Source organism: Glycomyces albidus (assembly GCF_009451885.1).
Classification (GTDB): domain Bacteria; phylum Actinomycetota; class Actinomycetes; order Mycobacteriales; family Micromonosporaceae; genus Glycomyces; species Glycomyces albidus.
The window spans coordinates 22,179-46,613 of record NZ_WIAO01000021.1; the positions used below are offsets into that span (position 1 = coordinate 22,179).

Here is a 24,435-nt window from a genome sequence, read left to right on the forward strand (position 1 = left end):
TCGCTTGTGGCGGTGTCGGAATCGAGGACTAGCGGCGGTTGAGGCCGTACGCGAGGCCGTCGGCCAGCGCGTTCCAGGAGGCCTCGATCAGGTTGGGGGCCACGCCGACCGTGGTCCATTCGGCCTCGCCGTCGCTCATGGAGATGAGGACGCGCGTGACCGCGTCGGTGCCGGTGGAGCCGGCGAGGATGCGGACCTTGAAGTCGGAGAGGGTGAGCTCGGCCAGGCGGGGGTGCCGCTCGGCGAGCGCGGAGCGCAGGGCCGCGTCGAGCGCGTTGACCGGGCCGTTCCCCTGCGCGGTGGAGATCCGGTGCTCGTCGGCTTCGCCGTGCTCGCCGTGGATGTAGACGCGGACGGTGGCCTCGGCGACCGTGGCGCCGTTGGGGTCGTGGTCGACGATGACGCGGTATGTGTCGAGGGTGAACGGCCGGGGCAGGCCGCCTTCGACCTCGTCGCGCACGAGCAGTTCGAAGGACGCGTCGGCGGCCTCGAAGGACCAGCCTTTGGATTCGAGTTCCTTGACGCGCTTGGTGATCCGGTCGAGCGCGTCCTTGTCGCCGGCGAGGTCGATGCCGAGTTCGCGGCCTTTGAGCTCGACGGAGGCGCGGCCGGCCATCTCGGTGACGAGGATGCGCATGTCGTTGCCGACGCGCTCGGGCTCGATGTGGTTGTACAGGGCCGGGTCGGCCTTGATCGCGGAGGCGTGGATGCCGGCCTTGTGGGCGAACGCGGCGTGCCCGGTGTACGGGGCGTGCTCGTCGGGGGCCATGTTGGCGATCTCGGCGATGGCGTGGGAGACGCGGGTGAGCTGCTCCATGCCGCCGTCGGGGAGGACCTTCATGCCGAGCTTCGTCTCGAGGTTGGCGATGACGGTGAACAGGTTCGCGTTGCCGGGGCGCTCGCCGTAGCCGTTGGCGGTGCCCTGGACGTGCATGACGCCGGCCTCGACGGCGGCGATGGTGTTCGCGACGGCGCAGCCGGTGTCGTTCTGGGCGTGCATGCCGAGGCGGATGCGCTCGGGCGGCAGGTCGGCGGCGAGGCGGGCGCGCAGGTCGGTGATGGCGGCGGTGATGTCGGAGGGGATGCGGCCGCCGTTGGTGTCGCAGAGGACGACCGCTTCGGCGCCGGCTTCGAGCGCGGTCTTGACGACGAGGGTCGCGTAGACCGGGTCGTGGCGGAAGCCGTCGAAGAAGTGCTCGCAGTCGATGAAGACCTGGCGGTCCTGCTCGCGCCCGGTGCGGACGGAGTCGGTGATCATGGCCAGGTTCTCTTCGGGGGTGGTCCGCAGGGCCTGGTGGACGTGGCGCATGTCGGACTTGGCGACGAGGCACAGGACCGGGGCGCGGGAGTCGAGGAGGGCCTGGAAGCCGGGGTCCTCGGCGGCGGTGGAGGCGGCCCGCCGGGTCATGCCGAAGGCGACGAGCTTGGCGTGCTTGAAGTTCAGTTCGTCGGCCGCGCGGGCGAAGAACTCGGTGTCCGAGGGGATCGCGCCGGGCCAGCCGCCCTCGATGTAGTCGACGCCGAGCTCGTCGAGGAGTTCGGCCACCGCGAGCTTGTCGGCGACGGAGTAGCGGAGGCCCTCCATCTGCGCGCCGTCGCGGAGCGTGGTGTCGAAGACGTGGAAGTCTCCGGGACCGGTAGCCGTCGCACCGGTCGTCGATACGGAGTCTGCTTGCGTCACTTGGTGCTCCAAGATCTCTTTGCCGATAGGTCCAGTCCTGCGCGTCGGACCTGAACGTTCGTTTGCCCTGAACGAAAAAGACCCCCTGCGGGCGCAGGAGGTCTGGCGTTCGGCGATGGCATCTATTGCCTCGCGGAACGCCCGCAGCTAATCACGAGCTGGAAAGTCACGAATCGAAGTATGCCACCGGCCATGGGACCGAACCAGCATTTCCCGAATCGTGGGATTCAGTGTGTCGTGCGGCGCTGCGTCGCGGAGCGGTGCCGCCCCGCGAAGGGATGCGCCATGACGCGCCACGTGACCGCGGAGCGGTGCCGCATCGCGAAGAAGCGACGCCTCGGCGTCGAGCGGCGCTGTGCCGCGCCGCGGCTCCGGGCCCGGTGGCGATTCGGCCGCGCGAAGCGTCATCGCACCGGACGGGATTGCGGCGCGGGGCATCGCCGCCTACCAGTGGCTGCGGAGCGCCCGCCGGCGCTGCCACCACAGGACGAGCGCGGTGCCGCCGGCGAGGGCGACCGCGCCGGCGCCGACCGCCGCACCGGCGGCGCCGCCGGTGCTCGGGAGCTTCGGCTGGGCCGCAGCGCTGGTCGCGGCCTCGGAGGCCGACACGGCCTCGTTCGGCGGCGCCGACGTGGGCGGCGGGGCGTCCGCGGCGGCGAATCGCCACTCCTGGAAGTGCAGGCTGTGGTCCGTCTCGGGGGCGACGGCGAGGACCGCGGCGCCTTCGACTGCCGAGGCGTCGTCGAGCAGGCCGAGGAAGTAGCCGTCGGGGCCGGTGAACCGGAAGTCGCGGTGCGAGGGCACGTCGTGGTAGACCACGCCCCAGGCGACGGCGTCGGCGCAGTCGGCGAGCACGACCGGGACGGCCGCTTCGCCGCCGGAGGTGTCGGCGGTCAGGCACTGCCCGGACTCGTCGTGGACGATCTGATACTCGCCGAGGTCGAGGAGCGCCTCGACGGCGCGGAGCGTCCACAGGTCGGCGTCGGCGCTGAGGACGGCCTCGCCGCCGGACACGGCGAGCGGGATGTCCTCGTGGTCTTTGAGGAAGAGCCGGGAGGGCTCCTCGGGTACGGGTTCGGCCTGCGCGGCTGCGGCCGAGCCCAGGAGAGCGGCCGCGGCGAGCGCGGCGGCACAGGCAATTCGGGCTTTCACGCTCGAATTACATCAAATGACACAGTCTCACGTACTCGGTGCTCAGCGCGGCGGACCGATCCTGCCGCGGATCTCGCTGGCGGCGTCCCCCGCCGCACGCAGCCGGTCGGCCGCGTCCGTGAGCATGTCGAGGGTCTCGTCCGCGCGGTGCGCCGACAACTCGTGCTGCAGCCCGATCGACCCGGCCAGGCACTCCCCCGCCGCGCTCACCATGTCCTCGTACGCCGTCACGCCCGCGTCCAGCCGGTCGACCATCCGGTCGAGCCCGTCCTGCAGACCGGGGCGCTTCATCGACGGCGAGACCGCCATCGCCTGCTCGACGTCCTTGACGCTCAGCGCGAGCTGGTACAGCTCCCGCCCGGCCTTCCCGGCCCCCGCGAGGATCGCCACCGCCTCCTCGTTCCCCTTGAGGCGCTCGGCCATCCGCTCGGCGGCCAGCGACGCCTGCTCCAAGCGCTCGTAGTGGCGCAGGGCCCGGCTGTGCTTGAACTGGTTCCGGATCCGGCCCCGCTGGATCGCCTGCGCCGCCTCGCCGAACAGGCCCTGGGCCTCCTTCGACAGCTTCGCCGGGCCGTGGAGCTCGAGCGAGTCCCGCTCCGCCGCCGGCAGCGCCCGCGCCAGGCGCCGGTAGTCGAGCCAGCGGACCACCGCCATCGCGGTGGAGAACCCCGCCACGGTCACCCAGACCCCGTCCGGGCCGCCCATGCCCTCGTACGGGATGAAGAACGCACTGCCGGCGACAGCGCCGCCGGCAGTGGTGGTCCAGCCCTTGGCGGAGGCCAGGCGGGACCGCAGGCGCTTGAACGCGCGCTTGCGCTCCTTGGCGTCCACCGGGGGGTGCTCCTAGCTCTTGGTCTTGTCCGCCTCCGCGGTGCCCTCGTCGCCGAGGGACGCGCGGATGTCGGCGAGCCGGGCGTTCGTCACCGACTCCTTCGACTCGATCTGCGCCTTCTCCTTGCCGCCCGAGAGCTGGTCGCCCTCAAGCGACGCGCGGATCTGCTCCAGGCGCGAGGCGCCCGCCATGTCGCGAGTGGCCCGGTTGACCTCCAGCAGGCGGCCCTCGACCGAGTTCGAAGCGAGCTCGGCGCGGCCCATCGCGTTCGAGTAGCGGCCCTCGATCTTGTCCCGGATCTCGTCGAAGTTCGGGGTGTTGCCCGGAGCGGCCGTCTGCGACATCGACTCCAGGGACGCGGCGATCGTCTCCTGCATCTTCGCCTGCTCCAGCTGGCCCAGCAACTTCGTGCGCTCCTGAAGCTTCTGCTGCAGGATCATCTGGTTGTTCTCAACGGCCTTCTTCGCCTGGTCCGCAGCGGTGAGCGCCTGGTCGTGCATCACCTTCATGTCCTCGAGGGACTGTTCAGTGGAGACCAGCTGCCCCGCGAGGATCTCAGCGGTCGACTCGAACTGCTGCGCCTTCGCCTCATCGCCGTCGGCACGGGCCTTGTCGGCCAGCACCAGCGCCTGGCGCGCCTGCGCCTGCAGCCGCTCCACCTCGGACATCGCACGATTCAGCTTCATCTCCAGCTGACGCTGGTTCCCGATCACCGAAGCGGCCTGCCCCACCAGCGCCTGGTGCTGCTTCTGCGCTTCCTCGATCGCCTGCTGGATCTGGATCTTGGGGTCGGCGTACTCGTCGATCTTCGCACCGAAGAGCGCCATCATGTATTTCCAGCCCTTGACGAACGGATTGGCCATTATCGGGGTCCTTCCGGTGAGCCTTGGCGAAGCTCGCGAGCCATGAATTGGTTAAGGCAACGCCGACTTGCCTCTAGTGTCGGACATCGGCGCCACTCATGCGGGACAGGGGTGACGCCTCAATCGCAAAACTACATCATCGGGTGCGCCCCACAGGTACGCAGTCAGGCAGCCGCACTGACCACCGAATCGGTCACCTCGCCACGACGGTGGCGAGAACGGACCTGCGCGATCGGCGACTGCGGCGGCGCGGCCTTGAAACCCCCGGCCCCGTACATCTGCTTGCGCCGGCGGCGCGACTCCTCCGCGGCGGCCTGCTCGCGCGGCAGCGGCAGCACCGCGACCTGGCGGCCCTGCGGCGAAGGCTGCTGCCCCTGCGCCTCGCCCCGCTCGTGCGCGGCGACCTCGCGCGAGACCTCTGCCAGCACCTCGGACAGGCGCACCTGCAGCGCACCGCACACCGAGGCGAGCAGCTCGCTCGACGGCTCCTTGTGGCCCCGCTCGATCTCCGAGAGGTAGCCGAGACTCACATTGGCCTGCTTCGACACGTCCCGCAGCGTCCGCTTCTGCGCGCGGCGGCGGCGCCGCAGGGTCTCTCCCAGCAGTTCCCGCAACAACACCATAGGGTTCTCCTCACCGCCGCGATCGCTCACTCGAGCCTAAACGGGTCCCGCAAGCCTAGCTCGTCCGGTTCGGCTCGCTCTTCCTCAATTTGAATGCTTTCCAGAGGTAATCCATTCCCGTCAGGACCGTGAGGACGAGCGCGGCCCCCATCAGCCACGGCCCCACCGCGGCGAGCGGCTCCGGCCAGGGGAACAGATACCAGGACACGGCCGTGATCTGCAGGACGGTCTTCAGCTTGCCGCCGCGGTCCGCGGCGATCACCGTGCGGCGCACCACCGCCATCCGCCAGACCGTGATCCCCAGCTCGCGCACCAGGATGACGACGGTCACCCACCACGGGAGCGCCCCGTAGTAGCTCAGCAGGACCAGCGCGGTGCCGATCATCGCCTTGTCGGCGATCGGGTCGGCGAGCTTGCCGAAATCGGTCACCAGGCCGCGCGAGCGCGCCAGCCAGCCGTCCACGAAGTCGGTCGCCGAGATGAACACGAACAGCAGGCACGCGGCGACCCGCCAGCCCGAGTGCTCCATCCCCGACAGGACCGTGAACACCGCGAACACCGGCACCAGGAAGATCCGCGCCACGGTCACCACGTTCGCGATGTTCCACGGCGAGACCGGCTGGTCGGTGGTCACCAGACCTCCTCCACGATCTCCGCGACCAGGTCCACGCCGTGCGAGTCCACGACCTTCGCGGTGACGAAGTCGCCGACCTCCAGGCCCTCGACCTCGCCCACGAGGGCGACCGTGCCGTCGACCTCGGGCGCCTGGTGGGCGCCCCGGCCGTCCACGCCGTCGTCCTCGACCGACTCGACCAGGACGGTCATCGTCTCGCCGACGCGCTCGGCGGCGCGCTGGCTCACCAGCTCGTCGACGAGCATCGCGACGCGGGTGTGCCGCTCGGAGACGACGTCCTCGTCGACGTGCCCGTCGAGGGCGACCGCTTCGGTGCCGTCCTCGTCGGAGTACGCGAACACGCCGGTCGAGTCGAGGCGGGCGGCCTCGAGGAAGCCCATGAGCTCCTCGACGTCCTCCTCGGTCTCGCCGGGGAAGCCGACGATCACGTTGGTGCGGGCCCCGGCGAGCGGGGCGCGCTCGCGGATCTGGTCGAGCAGCGCGAGGAAGTTCTCGGTGGAGCCGAAGCGGCGCATCCGGCGCAGCACCTTCGCCGAGGAGTGCTGGAAGGACAGGTCGAAGTACGGGACGACCTTGTCGGTGCGGAGCATCGACTCGATCAGGCTCGGGCGCAGTTCGGCGGGCTGAAGGTACGAGAGGCGGATCCACTCGATGCCGTCGATCGCGGCCATGCCTTCGAGCAGGTGCTCGAGGGCCTGCGGGTCGGGCAGGTCCTTGCCGTAGGAGGTGGTGTTCTCCGAGACGAGGTTGAGCTCCTTGACGCCTTCGGAGGCGAGCCAGGCGGCCTCGGCGAGGATCTCCTCGGGGGTGCGGGAGACGAACGAGCCGCGGAAGGTCGGGATCGCGCAGAACGTGCAGCGGCGGTCGCAGCCCGAGGCGAGCTTGAGGTTGGCGACCGGGCCGTCGGTGAGGCGCTTACGGACGACCGCCAGGTGACGGGGGGCGCCTTCGGCGAGTGCGGCGCCGTCGGCCTGCGCGGCGCGCGAGTGACCGGGGACGACCGCGGCGGCGCTCTGGCGCGCGGCCGGAGCCAGGGGCAGGAGCTTGCGGCGGTCGGACGGCTGGTGGGACTCGACCGTGCGCCCGGCGAGGATGTCGTCGAGGCGGGCGGCCATGTCCGGGTAGTGGTCGAAGCCGAGGACGGCGTCGGCCTCAGGGAGGCTCTCGGCGAGCTCGCGGCCGTAGCGCTCGGCCATGCAGCCGGTCGCGACGACCTTGGCGCCGGTCCCCGACGCCTCCAGGAGCACGTCGATGGACTCGGCCTTGGCCTGCTCGATGAAGCCGCACGTGTTGACCATGACGACGTCGGCGTTCTCGCCGTCGTCGCTGATCCGCCAGCCGCCGGCGGCCAGGCGGGCGGCCAGCTCCTCGGAGTCGGTCTCGTTGCGGGCGCAGCCGAGCGTCAGGAGCGCGACGCTCTTGGAGGCGTCGCGCGTCGCCGAGTCCTGGGATCGGGTCGAATGAGCTGATGACACCAGGAAAGCGTACCCAGGAGCGGGCGGTGAGCGCCCGGGGCGGCGGGCAGGGTCACCCTCGCCGGGGCGGTAGAGTGGCGCGTCTTACTCTGCGGCCGCTCCCGTCCGGTCACTGACGGTATGCACCGAATGCGGATAGGACGTTTCGGGTCATTCTCGTCCCTCCTGTGCTGGGGCAACATCGCGTCGACGGCCGTTGCGGCCATACCCTAGGCTTGTTCCATGTCCCCCAAAGGCATCGCCCCCGCCCACAGGAGCCCCCGAATTCGCCGTGCCCGCAGGTCCGCGTACGCGGTCGTCGCGGCCGCCGCGGCGTTCACCGCCGCCGCCTGCGGCGCGGTGCCCACCGGCACCGTCAACACGCCCGCCGGATACACCGTTTCGAGTGACGACGTGCCCGTGTCGATCTGCCCGGCCGAGGGCGAGAACCGGTTCGAGGGCGACGAGGGCCTGCTCCGCGGCGCGCACTTCGCGCTCCGCGTCGAGTGCCTGGCGTCGTTCGAGGAGGTCCCCGAGGACTTCCAGCTCGAGTACCTGCTCGCCGACGGCTACCGGCTGCTGCCGCCGCCCGACGGGTACGAGTTCACGCTGGTGCAGTTCGCACCCGAGCCGGGCGTCGAGGCGCCGTACGCGGTCGACGACCTCACCGAGCTGAGCGCGACGCTCACGATCGGCGAGGAGCAGTGGGACTTCGCCGGCGAGGCACCTCAGCCCGGATCGGTGTACTTCGCGGTCGCCGAGAAGGACGCGCCCGTGACCCTGGAGGTCGTCGACTCCGAGCGGGCCCAGACGATGGACCTGCGCTCGCGCACCCGCGAGGGCCTGATCGAGGCGCTGTACAACGGCTCGACCGACACCGTCACGACCGAGGTCGTGGAGAACTCGGTCGACGGCCGCACCACCAGCGGCAGCTACGAGTACTGGTTCGACGACTGGCAGTACTCGACGGAGTTCACGCTCACCCGCGAGGTCTACCGGCCCGGCAAGGGCTGGGTGTCCGCCCCCGACGCGGCCGTGCTCAACATCAGCTTCGGGTGGCTGCAGTCCGGTTCGGGCCTGGAGTGGAACATCGACCCGAAGGAGGCCCTGAAGGTCTCCGACGCGAACGGCGGGCTGACCGCGGTCTCGGTCGAGCACGTCGACGAGGAGTGGGGCGACGGGATCTGGCGGACGTACACGATGCTGTACAACATCCCGGCCGACAGCCTCGTGTTCACGCTGAAGTTCCACCCGGACGGCCCGGTCGAGTGGCCCGAGGAGGGCGTCTCGATGCCGATCTCCGGCGACAAGACCCACGAGCTGACGGCGAGCTTCGAGTAAACCTGCGCTGAGGGGCCGGTCCGCGGCGGACCGGCCCTTCGCTATTCGCCCTGGATCGAGGCGATGACGGCGTCGAGCTCGTCGGGCTTGACGAGGACGTCGCGGGCCTTGGTGCCCTCGGAGGGGCCGACGACGCCGCGGGTCTCCATGAGGTCCATGAGCCGCCCGGCCTTCGCGAAGCCGACGCGGAGCTTGCGCTGGAGCATCGAGGTCGAACCGAACTGGGTGGTGACGACCTGCTCGATCGCCTGGATGAGCAGTTCGAGGTCGTCGCCGATGTCCGGGTCGATCTCGCGGGTCGAGCCGGGCTGGGCGGTGACCTCCTCGATGTACTGGGCGTCCATCTGGGCCTTCGCGTGCGCCACGGCCGCTTCGATCTCCTTGTCGGAGACCCAGGCGCCCTGGATCCGCTCGGGCTTCGAGGCGCCCATCGGCAGGAACAGGCCGTCGCCGCGGCCGACGAGCTTCTCGGCGCCGGGCTGGTCGAGGATGACCCGCGAGTCGGCGAGCGAGGAGGTCGAGAACGCCAGGCGGGAGGGCACGTTCGCCTTGATGAGGCCGGTGACGACGTCGACCGAGGGCCGCTGGGTGGCGAGCACCAGGTGGATGCCGGCGGCGCGCGCGAGCTGGGTGATGCGCACGACCGAGTCCTCGACGTCGCGGGCGGCGACCATCATGAGGTCGGCCAGCTCGTCCACGATGACCAGTAGGTACGGGTGCGGCCGGAACTCGCGGCCCGAGGCCGGGTGGGCCTTCGCCTCGCCGGCGCGGACCTTGCGGTTGAAGTCGTCGACGTGCCGGACCCCGGCGGCGGCGAGGTCCTCGTACCGCATGTCCATCTCCTTGACCACCCACTGGAGCGCGTCGGACGCCTTCTTCGGGTTGGTCACGATCGGGTGGACCAGGTGCGGGATGCCCTCGTAGGTCGCCAGCTCGACCCGCTTGGGGTCGATGAGGAGGATCCGGACCTGCTCGGGCGTGGCCCGCATGAGCGTGGAGACCAGGAGGCTGTTGATGCATGAGCTCTTGCCTGAGCCCGTCGACCCGGCGATCAGCAAGTGCGGGGTCTTGGTCAGGTTCGTGAGGATGTAGCCGCCCTCGACGTCCTTGCCGAGGCCGACGATCATCGGGTGCGGGTCGGACTGGGCCAGCGGGGAGCGCAGCACGTCGCCGAGGGCGACGTCGTCGCGGTCGGTGTTCGGGATCTCGATGCCGACCGCGGACTTGCCGGGGATCGGGTTGATGATCCGGACGTCGGCGCTCTTGACGGCGTACGCGATGTTCTTGGCGAGCTGGATGATCCGCTCGACCTTCACAGCCGGGCCGAGCTCGACCTCGTACCGGGTGACCGTCGGCCCCCGGGTGAAACCGGTGACGGCGGCGTCCACATTGAACTGCGCGAAGACCTCCTGGAGCGCCGCGATGACGACGTCGTTGGCCTTGGACCGCTTCTTGGCGGCCGGGCCGGTCGGCAGGATGTCCATGGGCGGGAGCCGGTAGTCGCCGTCGGAGGCGCCGTCCGAGAGGGTCGGCTGCTCGGTCTTCACCGGCGGCGGCGAGTGTTTCGGCGGCTCGCGCACCGGCTCGGGCTCGGAGATCGGCGCGGAGCGGCGCGGCGGCGCCTCCGGCTCGTCGGCGCCCAGGTCCGGGACCTCCTCGGGCGCCAGCCGCGGCAGGACGGTCGTCGGGTGGTGGGCGCGGCGGGCCTCTTCCTCCTTGAGGCGCTTCGCTTCACGGCTCTCGGCGCGCGTGAGGCGCGGCTCGGCCGCTTCCTCGTCGTCCTCGTAGTCCTCGACCTTGCCGGTGGCCAGGCCCCACAGATGCGCGAGCTTCGAGGGCACCTGGTTCAGCGGCGTCGCGGTCACGACCAGGACCCCGAACAGCAGGAGGAGCACCAGGAGCGGGAACGCCACGTACGCCGAGACGCCGGCGGCGAGGCCGCTGCCGACGATCCAGCCGATCTGGCCGCCGGCGGCCATCCGCTCGCCCATGTCGGCCGGCAGCCCCGAGATGAGGTGCAGCAGTCCGAGGCTGGAGAGCCAGATCGCGGTCCAGCCGACGAGCGAGCGGCCGTGCGCGCCCTCGGGCGGCGTCTGGCGCATCACGCGGACGCCCCACAGCACCAGCAGGACCGGGAGCGCCCGGGTGGCGAGGCCGAGGAGCCAGTCGAGGATGAACGCGAACCGCTCGCCGACCGGCCCGGCCACGTCGAACCAGACGGCGCAGGCGAGGACGATCGCGGCGGCGACGAGGAGCAGCCCGAGGCCGTCCCGGCGGTGCGCGGGGTCGATCTCGCGGGCGGTCGCGGCCTCCTTGCCGACCGAGCGGGCCATCCAGCCGGTGGTGCGGGCCGTCCCGATCCACAGGCCGCGCAGGCCCATCCCGAGCGCTTCGAGCGGCCCGGGGATCGCGTCGGCGCGCTTCTTCGCCGCGGTCTTCTTCGCGGTGCGCTTGGCGGTCTGGCTCGCGCCGGCCTTCTTCGCCGCGGTTTTCTTGACCGCGGTCTTCTTGGCAGCGGTCTTCTTCGCCGCGGTGTTCGAGGACTTCTTGGGGGCGGCCTTCCGGCGCGCCGCGGGTGCACTCCCCTTGCGGGCGGTGCCGCCCTTTCCGCTCGTCCTGGCCATCATGGTGCATACGTTACCGCCCGCACGCCGCTCGGCATCGACGTGAAGGGCCCCACGGGAGGGACTAATGTGACTGCATGTCAAAAACGATCCTGGTCACCGGTGCCGGACGAGGGCTCGGCCGGACCCTGGCCGAGCGGCTGAGCGAGCGCGGCGACACCGTGATCGCGCACGCCCGCACCGCCTCCGCGCTCGAAGGCGTGCCGCACGCGCAGGCGCTCGTCGCGGACCTCGCCGACCCCGGCTCGCTCGCCGAGGCGGTCGCCGCGCTCGGCGTCGAGCGGCTGGACGCGCTGGTCCACAATGCCGGCGTCCTCAATGTCAACGCGGTCGCCGACGAGACCCTCGAGTGGTGGCAGCGGACGATGGCGGTCAACGTCGTCGCCGTGGCCGAACTGACCCGGCTCCTGCTGCCGGCGCTGCGCGCGGCGCGCGGCCATGTGCTGTTCCTGAACTCGGGCGCGGGCCTGAGCGCCGCGCCGCGGCTGGGCTCCTATGCGGCGAGCAAGCACGCCCTCAAGGCGATCGCGGACGCGCTGCGCGCCGAGGAGCAGGCGAACGGCATCCGGGTCACGAGCTTCTACCCGTCGCATTTCGACACCGACATGCAGCGCGGCCTCCGCGACCAGTACGGCGCCGACTACGACCCCGCCCGCGCGATGAGCCGGGACACGGTCGCGACCACGATCATGACGGTGCTCGACGCCCCGGCGGACATGGTCGTGAACGAGCTGCGGACGGAACCGCCGAATCCGCTCCCGATCCGCTCGAAGAACTGACAAATCATGATTTAAACCGATAAATCTCCCATAAGGGACCCCTGGCACAAAAATAGCGCGAGGGTACGACAACGCGGCGGGACCGCGGCCTGGTGGCCGCGGTCCCGCCGCGTACATGAGTCCCACTCAGACTCCCCGGGCGGTCACACCTCGAGGACGTGCGGCACGATCATCGGCCGACGGCGGTAGGTGTCGTTGACCCACTTGCCGACGATGCGCCGGAGGATCTGCTGGAGCTGGTGCGGGTCGGTGATGCCGTCCTGCGCGGCGCGCTCCATGGCGTCGTCGATCAGCGGCAGGACGCCGTCGAACGCCTTCGGGTCCTCGGAGAAGCCGCGCGCCGAGACGGTGGGGCCGCCGACGACCTTGCCGTTCTCGGAGTCGATGACGACCGTGGCGGCGATGAAGCCGCCGTCGCCGAGGACGCGGCGCTCGTTGAGGACCGGCTCGCCGACGTCGCCGACGGAGAGGCCGTCGACGTAGATCAGGTTGTTCGGGATGTGCCCGACCAGGCGAGCGCGCCCGTCGACGAGGTCGACGACGTCGCCGTTCTCGATGACGATGACCTGGTCGGCGGGGACGCCGGACTCGATCGCGAGCCGCGCGTGCGCCTGCAGGTGGCGGGCCTCGCCGTGGACCGGGATCATGTTGGACGGCTTCACGACGTTGAGCACGTACAGCAGCTCGCCCGCCGGGGCGTGGCCGGAGACGTGGACCTTCGCGACGTCCTTGTGGATCACCGTGGCGCCGGTGCGCGCGAGGCGGTTGATGACGCCGTAGACCGCGGTCTCGTTGCCGGGCACCAGGGACGACGCGAGGATGACCGTGTCGTCGGGCTCGACGGTGATGTGCCGGTGGTCGCCGGAGGCCATGCGGCCGAGGGCGCTCATCGGCTCGCCCTGCGATCCGGTCGACATGTAGACGATCTCGTCGTTCGGCAGGCGCACCGCCTCGTCCATGCTCACGAGCAGGTGGTCGGGGACGTGCATGAGGCCCAGGTCGCGGGCGATCGCCATGTTGCGGACCATCGAGCGGCCCACGAACGCGACCTTGCGGCCGTGCGCGTAGGCGGCGTCCATGACCTGCTGGACGCGGTGCACGTGGCTGGCGAAGGACGCGACGATGATGCGGCCCTTGACGTCCTCGAAGAGCTTGTCGAGGACGGCGCCGATCTGGCGCTCGGAGGTCACGAAGCCGGGGATCTCGGCGTTCGTGGAGTCCGACAGGAGCAGGTCGACGCCCTGGTCGCCCAGGCGCGCGAAGCCGGCGAGGTCGGTGATGCGCCCGTCGAGCGGGAGCTGGTCCATCTTGAAGTCGCCGGTGTGGAGCACCAGGCCGGCCTCGGTGCGGATCGCGACGGCGAGCGCGTCCGGGATGGAATGGTTGACGGCGAGGAACTCGCAGCCGAACGGACCCAGCTGGAGCGTCTCGTTCTCGGCGACGACGATCCCGGCGGGCTTGATGCGCCGCTCGCGGAGCTTGGCCTCGACGAGGGCGACCGAGAAGCGGGAGCCGACGACGGGGATGTCGTTCTTGTGCTCGAGCAGGAACGGGATCGCGCCGATGTGGTCCTCGTGGCCGTGGGTGACGACGATGGCCTCGATGTCGTCGAGGCGGTCGAGGATCGGCGTGAAGTCCGGCAGGATGAGGTCGACGCCGGGCTGGTCGACGTCGGGGAAGAGCACGCCGCAGTCGACGATGAGCAGCCGCCCGTCGTACTCGAAGAGCGTCATGTTGCGCCCGATGGCGCCGAGGCCGCCGAGCGGGATGACCCGCAGGGCCCCGTCGGGGAGGGCGGCGGGCGCGCCGAGGTTCTTGGGTCGGGTCAGGCCCATCAGGCCTCCTTCAGGTCGGCGAGTCGGGCGGCGATGAGGGCGGAGAGGTCGGTGTCGGCCGGGAGCAGCGGCAGGCGCGGCTCGCCGGCGGGCAGGCCCGCGGAGGCGAGGCCGGACTTGACCGCGACGACGCCCGGCCCCTGGCCCATGAGGGCGCAGACGGCGGGGAGGATCGCGTCGTTGATCTGGGACGCCTTGGCGGGGTCGCCGTCGTCGAACGCGTCGAACATGGCGTTGATCTGGCGGCCGAGGAGGTGCGCGACGACGGAGACGACGCCGATCTGCCCGGTGGCGTAGGCGGCGAGGTTGAGCTCGTCGACGCCGCAGTAGAAGGCGAGGCCGGTGGCGACGCGGACGCGCTGGGCCTTGACGAGGTCGCCGGTGGCGTCCTTCACCGCGATGATCCGGTCGTGCTTCGCGAGGCGCTCGTAGGTGTCCTCGGCGATGCCGAGGACCGAGCGCGGCGGGATGTCGTAGAGCATCGCGGGCAGCTCGGTGGCGTCGGCGATGGCCTCGAAGTGGGCGGCGATGCCGGCCTGGGTGGGCTTGTTGTAGTACGGGGTGACGAGGAGCAGCCCGTGCGCGCCGGCCTTCGCGGCGGCCTGCGCGAGGTGCACCGAGTGACGGGTGTCGTAGGTGGAGGCGCCGGCGACGATGTGGGCGCGGTCGCCGACGGCGTCGACGACGGTCTCGATGACCTGGGTCTTCTCTGCGTCGGTGGTGGTGGGCGATTCGCCGGTGGTGCCGTTGAGGACGAGGCCGTCGCAGCCCTGCTCGTCGACGAGGTGGCGCGCGAGGGCCGCCGTGCCGGGGACGTCGAGCTCCCCTGACGGCGTGAACGGCGTGATCATCGCCGCGAGTGTTCGCCCGAAGGGGCGCGTTGCGTTGCGCATCTGCTTTCACCAATGCTGATTCCGGCGGCGGGGGCGCCTGCGCCCGGCCGCTCGCTTCGTATAACTGTCTCAAGTTTCGTGCGCCCGCGGCTGCGAACCGGTCCGCGCGGATCGGGGACCGCGTCCGGCGGCTGCGGGCGGTGCGCCTGGCGGCTCTACCCCTCGGTGACGTAGGGGCTGGAGGCGACCTCGGTGCCGTCGTCGAGCTTCGTGATCCGGAAGTCGGCGAAGACGTTCGCGGCCTTGTCCTGGAGCTGCTTGAGGCATTCGACTGCCAGCGCCCGGATCTCGACGTCGGCGTGCTCGGAAGCGCGCATGGCGATGAAGTGGCGCCAGGCGCGGTAGTTGCCGGTCACGACGATGCGGGTCTCGGTGGCGTTGGGGAGTACCGATCGCGCCGCTTGGCGCGCCTGCTTTCGGCGCAGCGTGGGGTTGGCGATGTCGGCGAACTTCTTCTCGAGTCCTTCGAGGAGGTCGTTGTAGGCGCTTTGGGCGGCGTCGGCCGCGGCGAGGAAGCGCTGGTGGAGTTCGGGGTCGGCGGCGATCACTTCGGGCTCGACCATGTGCGCGTCGCGCTCGGGGACGTAGCGCTGCGAGAGCTGGGAGTACGAGAAGTGGCGGTGGCGGATCAGCTCGTGGGTGAGGGAGCGGGAGATGCCGCTGATGTAGAAGCTGACGGTGCCGTGCTCGAGGACCGAGAGGTGTCCGACTTGGAGGATGTGGTCGAGGTAACCGGCGTTGGTGGCGGTCTTGGGGTTGGGCTTGGTCCAGGACTGGTAGCAGGCGCGGCCGGCGAATTCGGCGAGGGCCTGGCCGCCGTCGGCGTCGGTCTCCCAGGGGACGTCGGGCGGGGCCTCGAAGTGCGTCCAGGCGATGAGTCGGACGTCCATCGGTACGATCTCGGGCATCCCCGCTCCCCCTCGTTTCGTGTCTGGTGCCTGTTACTGCTGGTTCTCGACTCCCTGAGGGTACTCGGCGGGCGAGTGTGTCCCTGCACGCGCCCGGCTGCGCGAGGGGATCGCGTGTTCTTGATGGGGCGGGCGTGGCGGGCGCCGCGCTTCGGCTCCAGCGCGCCGCTTGACAGACGTCAGAAATGATGTCATGATGGTGTCATGGACTTGACGCCGTATATCGAATCGCTCCGCCGGAGCCTCACCGCCGCCGCCGCGCCGGGCGGGGAGGACGCCGCGCGGACCGCGGAACTGCTGTCGGAAGCGCTCGACGCCGGTGCGCGCCTGGCGCTCATGGAGGCCCTCTCCGAGGCCGCCGCCGAGATCACCGCCGGGCTCGACCAGGCGGGCTCTTCGGCGTCGGTCGACTTGCGGGTGCGCGGCAAGGAGGTCGACCTGCGCGTCAGTGGCGGCGAGACCGCCGAGGCCGCGCCGCCGCCGGCCCCGCCGGTGGACGACGACGTCGCCCGGATCACGCTGCGCCTGCCGGAGTCGCTCAAGGAGGACGTGGAACGCACGGCCTCCAAGGACGGCCTCTCGGTCAACGCCTGGCTGGTCCGCGCGATCAACAACGCGGTCCACGCCTCGCGCACCTCGGGCCAGCCCGCCGGCGCGAAGTACAGCCAGCGCATCACCGGCTACGCCCGGGCTTAGGAGCACCAAGGATGAACGAGTACACCGAATTCACCCACGACGGCCCGGTCACGGCGGCGATCACCCTCGCCGACGGCTCGGTCACCGTCACCGCCCACGAGCTGGACACCGTGCTCGTGGAGATCAAGCCCGCGCAGCGCCGCACCGAGGGCGACTCGGACGCGGCCGACCTCGCGAGCGTGTCGTTCGAGAACGGCCACCTGCGCGTGGTGGCGCCCGAGAAGCCGCAGAACTGGTTCTTCCGCAAGGAGATCGGCGTGCACCTCTCGGTCCGGCTGCCGGTCCGCTCGGAGGTGTCGGTCAAGACGACGTCGGCGCCGATCAGCCTCCACGGCAAGCTCGGCGCGGTCTCGATCAACACGGTCGCCGGGTCGGCGACCGTGGAGAGCGCGACGAGCGTGCGGGCGAACACCGTGTCGGGTTCGATCAGCGTCATCGACGCGATCGAGGACTTCCGCGCGAACACCGCTTCGGGCCAGGTCCGGGCCGACCACGTCGGCGGGGACTTCTCCGCGAAGACGGTGGCGGGCTCGATCACGGCCGAGCGGCTCGACTCGAACGCGAACGTGAACACCCTCTCGGGCGGCATCGAGCTCGGGGCGCTGCGCTCCGGCTCGGTCAAGGCGAACACGGTCTCGGGGCGCATCAGCCTCGGCGTGGTCCCCGGCACCGACCTCTGGGTGGACCTGGACGCGAAGGCGGGCTCGGTGACCTCCGAGCTGGCCACCGGCGACACCTCGCCGGCGCCGTCGACCGACGGCACGAGCCTGGAGGTGCGGGCGCGATCGGTGTCGGGCGACATCTACCTGCACCGTGCGAGCGCGTTCGCTTAAGACTTCATTCCAACACCCACAATGCGTGCCCGGTCGCCTCGGCGGCCGGGCCGCTTCGTGTCCCGATCTCACACGTAGAAGAACGTGAACGGCTCCCACGGGAGGTTCCGCAGGACGGTGAACGCGGCCCACGCGGCGAGGAACGCGGTGAGCAGCCCGGGGGTGAGGTGGAACGTGGGGAGCCGCCAGGTGCGCTTCGGGAAGATCCGCGGCAGGGCCCACGCGAGGTACATCCAGGCCAGGAACGGGGCGGCGAACACGGCCATGACGTGGTGGCGCGCGGCCTCGGGCAGGTTCAGGGTGATCACGTAGTAGAAGGCGCGGGTCCCACCGCAGCCGGGGCAGTCGAAGCCGGTGGCGAGCTTGAACAGGCAGGTCGTCTGGCCGGTGTTGTCGGTCGGGTCGGTGGCGGCCACGCCGGCGGCCGCTGCCGCGAAGCACGAGAGGATCGCGAGCGGCGCGAACCAGGGCCGCACGACGACGTCGGTCACCCAGCGCTTGACCGGGTTGCCGCGCCTGCGCGGCGCCCGCCCGGGTTCCGGCCGCGACTCCAGGGTCACCTCATCGACTGCGCACACAAGCCCTCCTCACCGAACAGCCTAGCGGGCGGCGGGCGGTCGCCGGGCACGGCGAGAGCCGCGAGGTCCCGTCCGCCGGGCCCGGTCCTCTACGGTGGCATGGAGGTGCGACAGGGCCGCCGGCCGGTGTCCGAGACGGCGGGAGCGGGCGCACCGGTCGGGGCCGGCACCTCCGGAGCCGACAAATCGCCGCCTCGCGGGGGCGAAAGCGCTGATTCGTCCGATTCGCGGGCTTAGGCTCGGACCATGCTGGGAGAACATGCGCGCCGGGTGCTCGCGGCCGCCGGAGCGGTCGGGCTGCTGGTCGCGGCCTCCGGTTGCGTCCGGCTCGACCTCGGCCTCGAAGTCCGCTCCGACGACACGGTCGGCGGGGAGTTCACCGCGGCCTGGAGCCGCGACTTCCTGGAGCAGGCCGAGGAGCAGGGCCTCGACCGGGCCGAGCTCGACGCGTTCATGGACGCGCTCCTCGACGGCGTCCCCGGCGGGAAGCGGACCCCATTCGACGAGGGCGGCTTCGTCGGGGAGACCGCGACGTTCACGGACCGGCCGCTGTCGGAGTTCGCCGAGTTCGGCGGCGACGAATGGGGCTACCTGCGCATCGCCCACGAAGACCGCGAGTACGGCCTCGAAGGCTACTGGGACCTGCGCGCGGCCGGGTTCATCGACCCGGAGTCGTTCGAGGACGCGGAGATCCTCATCAGCGTGAACTTCCCCGCCCGGGTCACCGACCACAACGGCGAGCTCGACGGCCGCACCGTCACCTGGACCATGGTCCCCGGCGAGGAGTACGACCTGCGGGCGACCGCGGTCGAGAACGACGGCCGGGCGTTCCTCGTCGCGGGCATCGCCTCGCTCGTCGTCATCGCCGGTCTGCTGTGGCTGGTGCAGTGGCGCGCACTGCGGAAGTACTCCACCGGCGAGCGCCGTTACTTCGCGCACAAACCGTAGTCCCCACGTGCACGGCCCGTATTCTGGGAACCCTTCGCTGATCACGGTCCGGTAACGCACGCCCTGCCGGACGATGCCGCGCGGAAGGGGGACGGGTGACTCAGTACCAATCGAAGAGCAAGGGCCACAAGGACAAAGACCCGAACCTGGAGCTGAGCGTCGGACAGGTGCTGGCCGCCGCCGGCGCGACCGTCCTCGGCGCGGTCCTCGCGAAGCTCCTCAACCTCTGGGGCACGATCCCCGGCACGGCGTTCCTCAGCGTCTTCTCGGCGATCGGCTCGGTCCTCATCCTCCGGGCCATCCGCCGCACCGGCGACCGCGTCAAGGCCCAGATCCAGGCCATGGCCCCGCGCGGCCCCGCCCGCGGCACCGCGGTCACCGTCGAGCTCGACCCGAACGGCACCGGCGACCCCGGCGAGGCGAGGGCCACCGCGAAACTCCCCGGCGAGGCCGTCGCCGACGCCGCAGCAGACTCGCAGGGCACAGACGAGCAGGGCGACGAGACGACCGCCGCGATCCCCGCCCCCGAACCGGAGACGCACGTCGCGAAATCGGCCTCCGGCAAGCGGACCCTGCTGGCGATCCTCGTCTCCAGCGTCCTCGTCTTCGGCCTCACCGTCGGCACGCTCTACGCCTTCGGCGCGCTCACCGGCGACCCCGAGCGGCTCATCACCACCGTCCCGGACTCGACCACGACGGTGATCGTCGAGAGCCCGGCCGAGGACGGCACGACCGCCGAGGAGTCACCGAGCGAATCGCCCTCGCCGAGCGCGTCCCCGTCCGAGACGCCCAGCGCGAGCGCCTCCCCCAGCGAGTCGCCGTCGGCGTCCGAGACGCCGAGCGAGAGCCCGTCGGCCGACACCGGCCAGGGCGGCACCGCGACCACACCCGCACCTGAGACGCAGGACGAGACCAGCCCCGCCCCCGAGAGCACGACCGCCGGCTGACCCGAAAGCCGGCCGGCGGTGTCGCGGACAGTCGGTCGAGGAGACCGGAGAGACCCGGTCGACAACCGGGTCGAGAAGGCTCCTTGAGAAGCTCCTGGTTGACCGGATCGCCCAGCACACCCGTCTACGCCCGGCTCACCGGCGCCGACCGTGAATTCGCGGCGCGCATCGCAACCCGGAGCCCCTGAAGCGATGTCCCTCAGTGCAAAGCCCCTGAGCGCACGGACTCAGTCGAGGAGGTCGTCGATCCCGACGGTCAGTCCCGGCCGCTTCACGACCTCGCGGACCGCGAGCAGGACGCCCGGCATGAACGACTCCCGGTCGAGCGAGTCGTGCGCGATGACGAACCGCTCGCCGGGGCCGCCGAAGCGGACCTCCTGGCTCGCGACGTACCCGGCCGAGCGGATCGCGTGGATGTGCACGCCCTCCACGTCGGCGCCGCGGGCGCCGTGCGGGTCCGTCTCGGTCGCGTCCGGCATCCCGTCCAGCCCGGCGTCGGCGCGCGCCGCGGCGATGAGCCGCGCCGTGTGCACGGCCGTGCCCGAGGGCGCGTCGACCTTGCGCGGATGGTGCGCCTCGATGATCTCCGCCGAGTCGAAGTGCTTGGCGGCCTTCGCGGCGAACTGCATCATCAGCACCGCGCCGATCCCGAAGTTCGGCGCGATCACCGAACCGACCTCGGGGTCGGACGCGAGGATGTCGCGGGCCGCCTCGAGCCGCTTCGCGTCGAACCCGGAGACGCCCACGACCGTGTGGATCCCGCGGTCGGTGCACCACGCCAGGTTCTCCATGACGACGTCCGGCAGCGTGAAGTCCACGACCACGTCGACGCCCGCGACCTTCTCGAGCGGCTCGTCGCGGCCCACGGTCGCGGCCAGCTCCAGGTCGTCGGCGGCGTCGACCGCCTCGCACACCGCCCGGCCCATGCGGCCCCGGGCGCCGAGCACCCCCACCTTGATCATCGGAATTCCTTCTGGTCGAACGGCCCCACGGCCGCGGTCGTCATCGGCTGCGACAGGATCTCCGCGGCCACCGAGCGGATCTGCTCGGACGTGACCGCCTCGATGTCGGACAGCTCCCGCTCCAGGCTCAAGTGCTCGCCGTACAGCAGCTCGGCCCGGCCCAGCGCGTTCATGCGCGACCCGGAGTCCTCCATGGACAGCACCATGCCACCCTTGCTCATGCCCTTGCCGCGCGAGAGCTCCTCGTCGGTGATGCCCTCCGAGGCGACCCGCTCCAGTTCGGCGAGCACCAGCTCGCGCACCTGCCGGACCCGGTCGGGGTTCGAGCCGGCGTAGACGCCGAACATGCCCGTGTCGGCGAAGTACGACGTGAACGAGTACACCGTGTACGCCAGGCCGCGCTGCTCGCGCACCGACTGGAACAGCCGCGAGGACATGCCGCCCCCGAGGACGTTGTTGAGCACCTCGAAGGCGTCCTTGCGCGGGTCGTGCCGCGAGAACGTGCGGCACCCGACCACCAGGTGCGCCTGCTCGGTGTCGTGGCGCTCCACCAGGAGCAGCCGCGGCTCGGGCAGGACCGACTCGTCGTGGCGGCGCTGCCGCGGGACGGCCGTGCCGCCGAGCAGCGGCCGGAACGCCTCCTGCACGAGCTTCACGGTCTCGCCGTGGTCCACCCCGCCCGCGGCGCACACCGTCAGGTTCGGGGCCTGGTAGTGCTGCCGGTAGAAGTCGTTGATCTGCCCGCGCGTCAGCCGGCGCACCGTCTTCGGGTCGCCGGCGATGTCGCGCCCGAGCGCGCCGTCGCCGAACAGCGCCCGCGAGAACAGCTCGTGCACCACATCGGACGGTTCGTCGGCCGATGCGGCGATCTCCTCGAGGATCACGTCGCGCTCGACCTCCACGTCGGCGGGGGTCACCAGCGACGCGCACATGGCGTCGCCGAGGACGTCCACCGCCATCGGCAGGTCGTCGTCGAGCACCCGCGCGTAGAAGCACGTCAGCTCCCGCGCGGTGTACGCGTTGGACTCGCCGCCGACCGCTTCGATCGCCTCGGCGATCTCCGTGGCCGTGCGCTTCGCGGTGCCCTTGAACAGCAAGTGCTCCAGGAAGTGCGAGACGCCGGCGAGTTCGGGGGCCTCGTCGCGGGCCCCCACCCCGACCCACACGCCGACCGAGGCCGAGCGCATGGTGGGGACGGTTTCGGTGAGCACACGCAAACCGCCGGGCAGCACGGTCAGTCGGACCGTGCCGCCCAGCGGATCGTCGATGAGCGTGCGAGTCTGGGGACGACTCATCTACTCTTCCGAGCCTCCGGCGTCCTCGGTGCGGCGGGTGCGGCGCCGACGGCGCTCGCCGTCGCCGCCGCGGTCGGCGCTCGCGCGCTCGCCACCGCGGTCACCGCCGCGCTCGCCCCGGTCGCCGCCGCGGTCACCGCGTTCGCGGTCGCGGCGGGGTCCGCGGTCGCCGCGGTCGCCCCGGTCGCCGCGGGACTCCTTGCGCTCGGCCGGACGGCCCTTCTTGTAGCCCTCGGGCTCTTCGCCCTCGGGGTAGACCTTGTCGAGGTAGATCTTGCCGCGGTTGTCGATGTCGCCGATCTCGACCTCGATCTTGTCGCCGACGCCCAGGACGTCCTCGACCCGCTCGACGCGCTTGCCGTCGCCGACCTTCGAGATGTGGAGCAGGCCGTCGCGGCCCGGCACCAGCGAGATGAACGCGCCGAAGTCGGTGGTCTTGACTACCGTGCCGAGGAACCGGTCCCCCACGTTCGGGAGGGTCGGGTTCGCGATGGCGTTGATCGTCTCGACCGCGGCCTGCGCGGCCTCGCCGTTCTCCGCCGACACGTAGATCGTGCCGTCGTCCTCGACGGTGATGTCCGCGCCGGTGTCGTCCTGGATCTGGTTGATCGTCTGGCCCTTCGGGCCGATGATCGCGCCGATCTTGTCGACCGGGATCTTCAGCGTGGTGATCCGCGGCGCGGTGCTCGCCAGCTCGCCCGGCTCCGAGATGGCCTCGAGCATGACGTCGAGGATCGCGTGGCGGGCGTCGTTGGCCTGCTGGAGCGCCTGCGCCAGCACGTCCGACGGCAGGCCGTCGAGCTTCGTGTCGAGCTGCAGGGCCGTCACGAACTCGGGCGTGCCGGCGACCTTGAAGTCCATGTCGCCGTAAGCGTCCTCGGCGCCCAGGATGTCGGTCAGCGTGACGTACTTGGTCTCGCCGTCGACCTCCTCGGAGATGAGGCCCATCGCGATGCCCGCGACCGGCGCCTTGATCGGCACGCCGGCGTCCATGAGCGACATCGTGGACGCGCAGACCGAGCCCATCGAGGTCGAACCGTTCGACGCGAGCGCCTCGGAGACCTGGCGGATCGCGTACGGGAACTCCTCGCGCGTCGGCAGCACCGGCACGAGCGCCCGCTCGGCGAGCGCGCCGTGGCCGATCTCGCGGCGCTTGGGCGAACCCACGCGGCCGGTCTCACCGGTCGAGTACGGCGGGAAGTTGTAGTTGTGCATGTAGCGCTTCTTGCTGACCGGCGACAGCGTGTCGATGGCCTGCTCCATGCGCAGCATGTTCAGCGTGGTGACGCCCATGATCTGGGTCTCGCCGCGCTCGAACAGCGCCGAGCCGTGGACGCGCGGCAGGATGCCGGCCTCGGCCGCGAGCGGCCGGATGTACGCCGCCGAGCGGCCGTCGATGCGGACGCCCTCGGTGATGACGCGCTTGCGGACCAGCTTCTTGGTGAGGGAGCGCAGGGCCGCGCCCAGCTCGCCCTCGCGGCCTTCGAAGTCGGCGCCGACCTTCTCGAGCATGAGGCTCTTGACGCGGTCGAGCTCGTCCTGGCGGGCGGTCTTGTCCGCGATCTGGAGCGCCTGGTCGAGTTCGGCCGACACGGCGGCCTCGACGGCCGCGTAGGCGTCGTCCATGTACTCCGGGAAGCGCGGGTAGTCGGCGACCGGCTTGGCCGCGACGGCGGCGAGTTCGGCCTGCGCGCGGACCAGTTCGGCGATGACCGGCTTGACGGCCTCGAGGCCGCCGGCGACGACCTCCTCGGTCGGCTTGGTGCCGCCGGCCGCGATGAGGCTGATCGTGTTCTCGGTGGCCTCGGCCTCGACCATCATGATCGCGACGTCGCCCGACTCGAGGACGCGGCCGGTGACGACCATGTCGAAGGTGGCCTTCTCGATCTGCTCGAGGGTCGGGAACGCGACCCAGGTGCCGTCGATGAGGACGATGCGGGTCGAGCCCAGGGGGCCCGAGAACGGGAGCCCGGCGAGCTGGGTCGACATGGAGGCGCCGTTCATGGCGACCACGTCGTACTCGTCGCGGGTGTCGACCGAGAGGATGGTCCCGATGACCTGGACCTCGTTGCGCAGGCCCGACACGAACGATGGGCGCAGGCCGCGGTCGATGAGGCGGCAGGTGAGGATCGCGTTCTCGCTGGGGCGGCCTTCGCGGCGGAAGAACGAGCCGGGGATGCGGCCCGCGGCGTACATCCGCTCCTCGATGTCGACGGTCAGCGGGAAGAAGTCGAAGTGGTCCTTCGGGTTCTTCGAGGCGGCCGTGGTCGAGAGGACGACGGTGTCGTCCATCTGGACGATGGCGGAGCCCTGGGCGAGCTTCGCGAGGCGGCCGGTGCTGAAGACGATCTTGCGGGTGCCGAACTCGCCGTTGTCGATGACGGCGGTGGCGTGGTGATCCCCGAGGTTGAACGCCTCGGGTGTCCGGTCGTTATCGGACATAGAGTGTCGATCTCCTTGTCGTGCCGAAGCACTGTGTAGTTCGGAAGCGCGTCTCCCGCCACGCTTTCCGGTCTTCGATCGAAGCACTCGGAGTCGGGCCCCTGAGGGGCGTTCC

General features: G+C 70.9%; 21 protein-coding genes. 6 read left to right on the forward strand and 15 right to left on the reverse strand.

Going from position 1 to position 24,435, the window contains the following annotated elements:
• Positions 1-28: 28 nt before the first annotated feature.
• The 7 genes from cimA to rimO all read right to left on the reverse strand — a co-directional run bounded on the left by cimA (position 29) and on the right by rimO (position 7,260).
• The gene (gene cimA / locus GFD30_RS16660) at positions 29-1,681 is read right to left on the reverse strand and encodes a citramalate synthase (RefSeq protein WP_322633331.1); all 1,653 of its coding nucleotides are present in this window, start codon (positions 1,679-1,681) and stop codon (positions 29-31) included.
• Positions 1,682-2,125: 444 nt separating this feature from the next.
• Positions 2,126-2,833, reverse strand: a complete 708-nt coding sequence (locus GFD30_RS16665) for an LPXTG cell wall anchor domain-containing protein (protein WP_153026332.1) — start codon at positions 2,831-2,833, stop codon at positions 2,126-2,128.
• Positions 2,834-2,875: 42 nt separating this feature from the next.
• Positions 2,876-3,664, reverse strand: a complete 789-nt coding sequence (gene pspM / locus GFD30_RS16670) for a phage shock envelope stress response protein PspM (RefSeq protein WP_153026333.1) — start codon at positions 3,662-3,664, stop codon at positions 2,876-2,878.
• Positions 3,665-3,676: 12 nt separating this feature from the next.
• The gene (locus GFD30_RS16675) at positions 3,677-4,528 is read right to left on the reverse strand and encodes a PspA/IM30 family protein (protein ID WP_153026334.1); all 852 of its coding nucleotides are present in this window, start codon (positions 4,526-4,528) and stop codon (positions 3,677-3,679) included.
• A 164-nt stretch (positions 4,529-4,692) separates the two neighbouring features.
• Entirely contained in the window at positions 4,693-5,151 is a 459-nt protein-coding gene (locus tag GFD30_RS27975) for a helix-turn-helix domain-containing protein (protein WP_153026335.1), read from the reverse strand.
• A 55-nt stretch (positions 5,152-5,206) separates the two neighbouring features.
• Complete coding sequence (pgsA, locus tag GFD30_RS16685; RefSeq protein ID WP_322633332.1) at positions 5,207-5,785, reverse strand: CDP-diacylglycerol--glycerol-3-phosphate 3-phosphatidyltransferase; 579 nt, start codon at positions 5,783-5,785, stop codon at positions 5,207-5,209.
• Entirely contained in the window at positions 5,782-7,260 is a 1,479-nt protein-coding gene (gene rimO, locus GFD30_RS16690; RefSeq protein ID WP_322633333.1) for a 30S ribosomal protein S12 methylthiotransferase RimO, read from the reverse strand. Before rimO ends, pgsA begins: the two co-directional genes overlap by 4 nt.
• Before the next feature lie 222 nt (positions 7,261-7,482).
• Between rimO and GFD30_RS16695 the strand changes: the two genes are divergently transcribed.
• A complete protein-coding gene (locus tag GFD30_RS16695; RefSeq protein WP_153026337.1) occupies positions 7,483-8,580 on the forward strand; it encodes a hypothetical protein in 1,098 nt (365 codons plus the stop codon).
• A 41-nt stretch (positions 8,581-8,621) separates the two neighbouring features.
• On the opposite strand, the gene GFD30_RS16700 is transcribed toward GFD30_RS16695, so the two are convergent.
• A complete protein-coding gene (locus GFD30_RS16700) occupies positions 8,622-11,207 on the reverse strand; it encodes an FtsK/SpoIIIE family DNA translocase (protein ID WP_227996496.1) in 2,586 nt (861 codons plus the stop codon).
• A gap of 74 nt (positions 11,208-11,281) precedes the next feature.
• Between GFD30_RS16700 and GFD30_RS16705 the strand changes: the two genes are divergently transcribed.
• Positions 11,282-11,983, forward strand: a complete 702-nt coding sequence (locus tag GFD30_RS16705) for an SDR family oxidoreductase (protein WP_153026338.1) — start codon at positions 11,282-11,284, stop codon at positions 11,981-11,983.
• A gap of 143 nt (positions 11,984-12,126) precedes the next feature.
• Here the strand turns inward: GFD30_RS16705 and GFD30_RS16710 are convergent, their stop codons facing one another.
• The 3 genes from GFD30_RS16710 to thyX all read right to left on the reverse strand — a co-directional run bounded on the left by GFD30_RS16710 (position 12,127) and on the right by thyX (position 15,619).
• Complete coding sequence (locus GFD30_RS16710) at positions 12,127-13,818, reverse strand: ribonuclease J (RefSeq protein WP_153026339.1); 1,692 nt, start codon at positions 13,816-13,818, stop codon at positions 12,127-12,129.
• On the reverse strand, positions 13,818-14,711 hold the full coding sequence (gene dapA, locus GFD30_RS16715) for a 4-hydroxy-tetrahydrodipicolinate synthase (protein ID WP_153026340.1): 894 nt from the start codon (positions 14,709-14,711) through the stop codon (positions 13,818-13,820). Before dapA ends, GFD30_RS16710 begins: the two co-directional genes overlap by 1 nt.
• A 155-nt stretch (positions 14,712-14,866) precedes the next feature.
• Positions 14,867-15,619 (reverse strand): FAD-dependent thymidylate synthase, encoded by a 753-nt coding sequence (thyX, locus tag GFD30_RS16720; RefSeq protein WP_153026341.1) that lies wholly within the window; start codon positions 15,617-15,619, stop codon positions 14,867-14,869.
• Positions 15,620-15,823: 204 nt separating this feature from the next.
• On the opposite strand from thyX, the gene GFD30_RS16725 reads away from it, so the two are divergent.
• Both GFD30_RS16725 and GFD30_RS16730 read left to right on the forward strand, forming a co-directional pair.
• Positions 15,824-16,315 carry a hypothetical protein gene (locus GFD30_RS16725; protein WP_153026342.1) on the forward strand — a complete coding sequence of 164 codons (492 nt, stop codon included), beginning with the start codon at positions 15,824-15,826 and terminating at the stop codon, positions 16,313-16,315.
• Between the two features lie 11 nt (positions 16,316-16,326).
• A complete protein-coding gene (locus GFD30_RS16730) occupies positions 16,327-17,148 on the forward strand; it encodes a DUF4097 family beta strand repeat-containing protein (RefSeq protein WP_153026343.1) in 822 nt (273 codons plus the stop codon).
• Between the two features lie 68 nt (positions 17,149-17,216).
• Here GFD30_RS16730 and GFD30_RS27980 read toward each other — a convergent pair whose 3' ends face one another.
• On the reverse strand, positions 17,217-17,726 hold the full coding sequence (locus GFD30_RS27980) for a DUF2752 domain-containing protein (protein WP_322633334.1): 510 nt from the start codon (positions 17,724-17,726) through the stop codon (positions 17,217-17,219).
• Positions 17,727-17,972: 246 nt separating this feature from the next.
• Between GFD30_RS27980 and GFD30_RS16740 the strand changes: the two genes are divergently transcribed.
• The gene (locus tag GFD30_RS16740) at positions 17,973-18,674 is read left to right on the forward strand and encodes an LppM family (lipo)protein (RefSeq protein ID WP_153026344.1); all 702 of its coding nucleotides are present in this window, start codon (positions 17,973-17,975) and stop codon (positions 18,672-18,674) included.
• Positions 18,675-18,769: 95 nt separating this feature from the next.
• Positions 18,770-19,621 (forward strand): hypothetical protein, encoded by an 852-nt coding sequence (locus tag GFD30_RS16745; protein ID WP_153026345.1) that lies wholly within the window; start codon positions 18,770-18,772, stop codon positions 19,619-19,621.
• Positions 19,622-19,848: 227 nt separating this feature from the next.
• On the opposite strand, the gene dapB is transcribed toward GFD30_RS16745, so the two are convergent.
• The 3 genes from dapB to GFD30_RS16760 are packed head-to-tail and all read right to left on the reverse strand — an operon-like array spanning position 19,849 to position 24,320.
• Positions 19,849-20,583 carry a 4-hydroxy-tetrahydrodipicolinate reductase gene (gene dapB / locus GFD30_RS16750; protein ID WP_153026346.1) on the reverse strand — a complete coding sequence of 245 codons (735 nt, stop codon included), beginning with the start codon at positions 20,581-20,583 and terminating at the stop codon, positions 19,849-19,851.
• On the reverse strand, positions 20,580-21,878 hold the full coding sequence (locus GFD30_RS16755) for a M16 family metallopeptidase (RefSeq protein ID WP_153026347.1): 1,299 nt from the start codon (positions 21,876-21,878) through the stop codon (positions 20,580-20,582). Before GFD30_RS16755 ends, dapB begins: the two co-directional genes overlap by 4 nt.
• Positions 21,879-24,320 (reverse strand): polyribonucleotide nucleotidyltransferase, encoded by a 2,442-nt coding sequence (locus tag GFD30_RS16760; protein WP_153026348.1) that lies wholly within the window; start codon positions 24,318-24,320, stop codon positions 21,879-21,881.
• Between the last annotated feature and the right edge of the window lie 115 nt (positions 24,321-24,435).

Bases quoted from the DNA above. Each gene is read 5' to 3' on its own strand.
- GFD30_RS16700 (WP_227996496.1), bottom strand. From the start codon at position 11,207: ATGATGGCCAGGACGAGCGGAAAGGGCGGCACCGCCCGCAAGGGGAGT.
- GFD30_RS16705 (WP_153026338.1), top strand. From the start codon at position 11,282: ATGTCAAAAACGATCCTGGTCACCGGTGCCGGACGAGGGCTCGGCCGG.
- GFD30_RS16760 (WP_153026348.1), bottom strand. From the start codon at position 24,320: ATGTCCGATAACGACCGGACACCCGAGGCGTTCAACCTCGGGGATCAC.
- GFD30_RS16695 (WP_153026337.1), top strand. From the start codon at position 7,483: ATGTCCCCCAAAGGCATCGCCCCCGCCCACAGGAGCCCCCGAATTCGC.
- GFD30_RS27975 (WP_153026335.1), bottom strand. From the start codon at position 5,151: ATGGTGTTGTTGCGGGAACTGCTGGGAGAGACCCTGCGGCGCCGCCGC.
- GFD30_RS16740 (WP_153026344.1), top strand. From the start codon at position 17,973: ATGCTGGGAGAACATGCGCGCCGGGTGCTCGCGGCCGCCGGAGCGGTC.
- GFD30_RS16710 (WP_153026339.1), bottom strand. From the start codon at position 13,818: ATGGGCCTGACCCGACCCAAGAACCTCGGCGCGCCCGCCGCCCTCCCC.
- GFD30_RS16730 (WP_153026343.1), top strand. From the start codon at position 16,327: ATGAACGAGTACACCGAATTCACCCACGACGGCCCGGTCACGGCGGCG.
- dapB (WP_153026346.1), bottom strand. From the start codon at position 20,583: ATGATCAAGGTGGGGGTGCTCGGCGCCCGGGGCCGCATGGGCCGGGCG.
- dapA (WP_153026340.1), bottom strand. From the start codon at position 14,711: ATGCGCAACGCAACGCGCCCCTTCGGGCGAACACTCGCGGCGATGATC.
- GFD30_RS16725 (WP_153026342.1), top strand. From the start codon at position 15,824: ATGGACTTGACGCCGTATATCGAATCGCTCCGCCGGAGCCTCACCGCC.
- GFD30_RS16755 (WP_153026347.1), bottom strand. From the start codon at position 21,878: ATGAGTCGTCCCCAGACTCGCACGCTCATCGACGATCCGCTGGGCGGC.
- thyX (WP_153026341.1), bottom strand. From the start codon at position 15,619: ATGCCCGAGATCGTACCGATGGACGTCCGACTCATCGCCTGGACGCAC.
- GFD30_RS16675 (WP_153026334.1), bottom strand. From the start codon at position 4,528: ATGGCCAATCCGTTCGTCAAGGGCTGGAAATACATGATGGCGCTCTTC.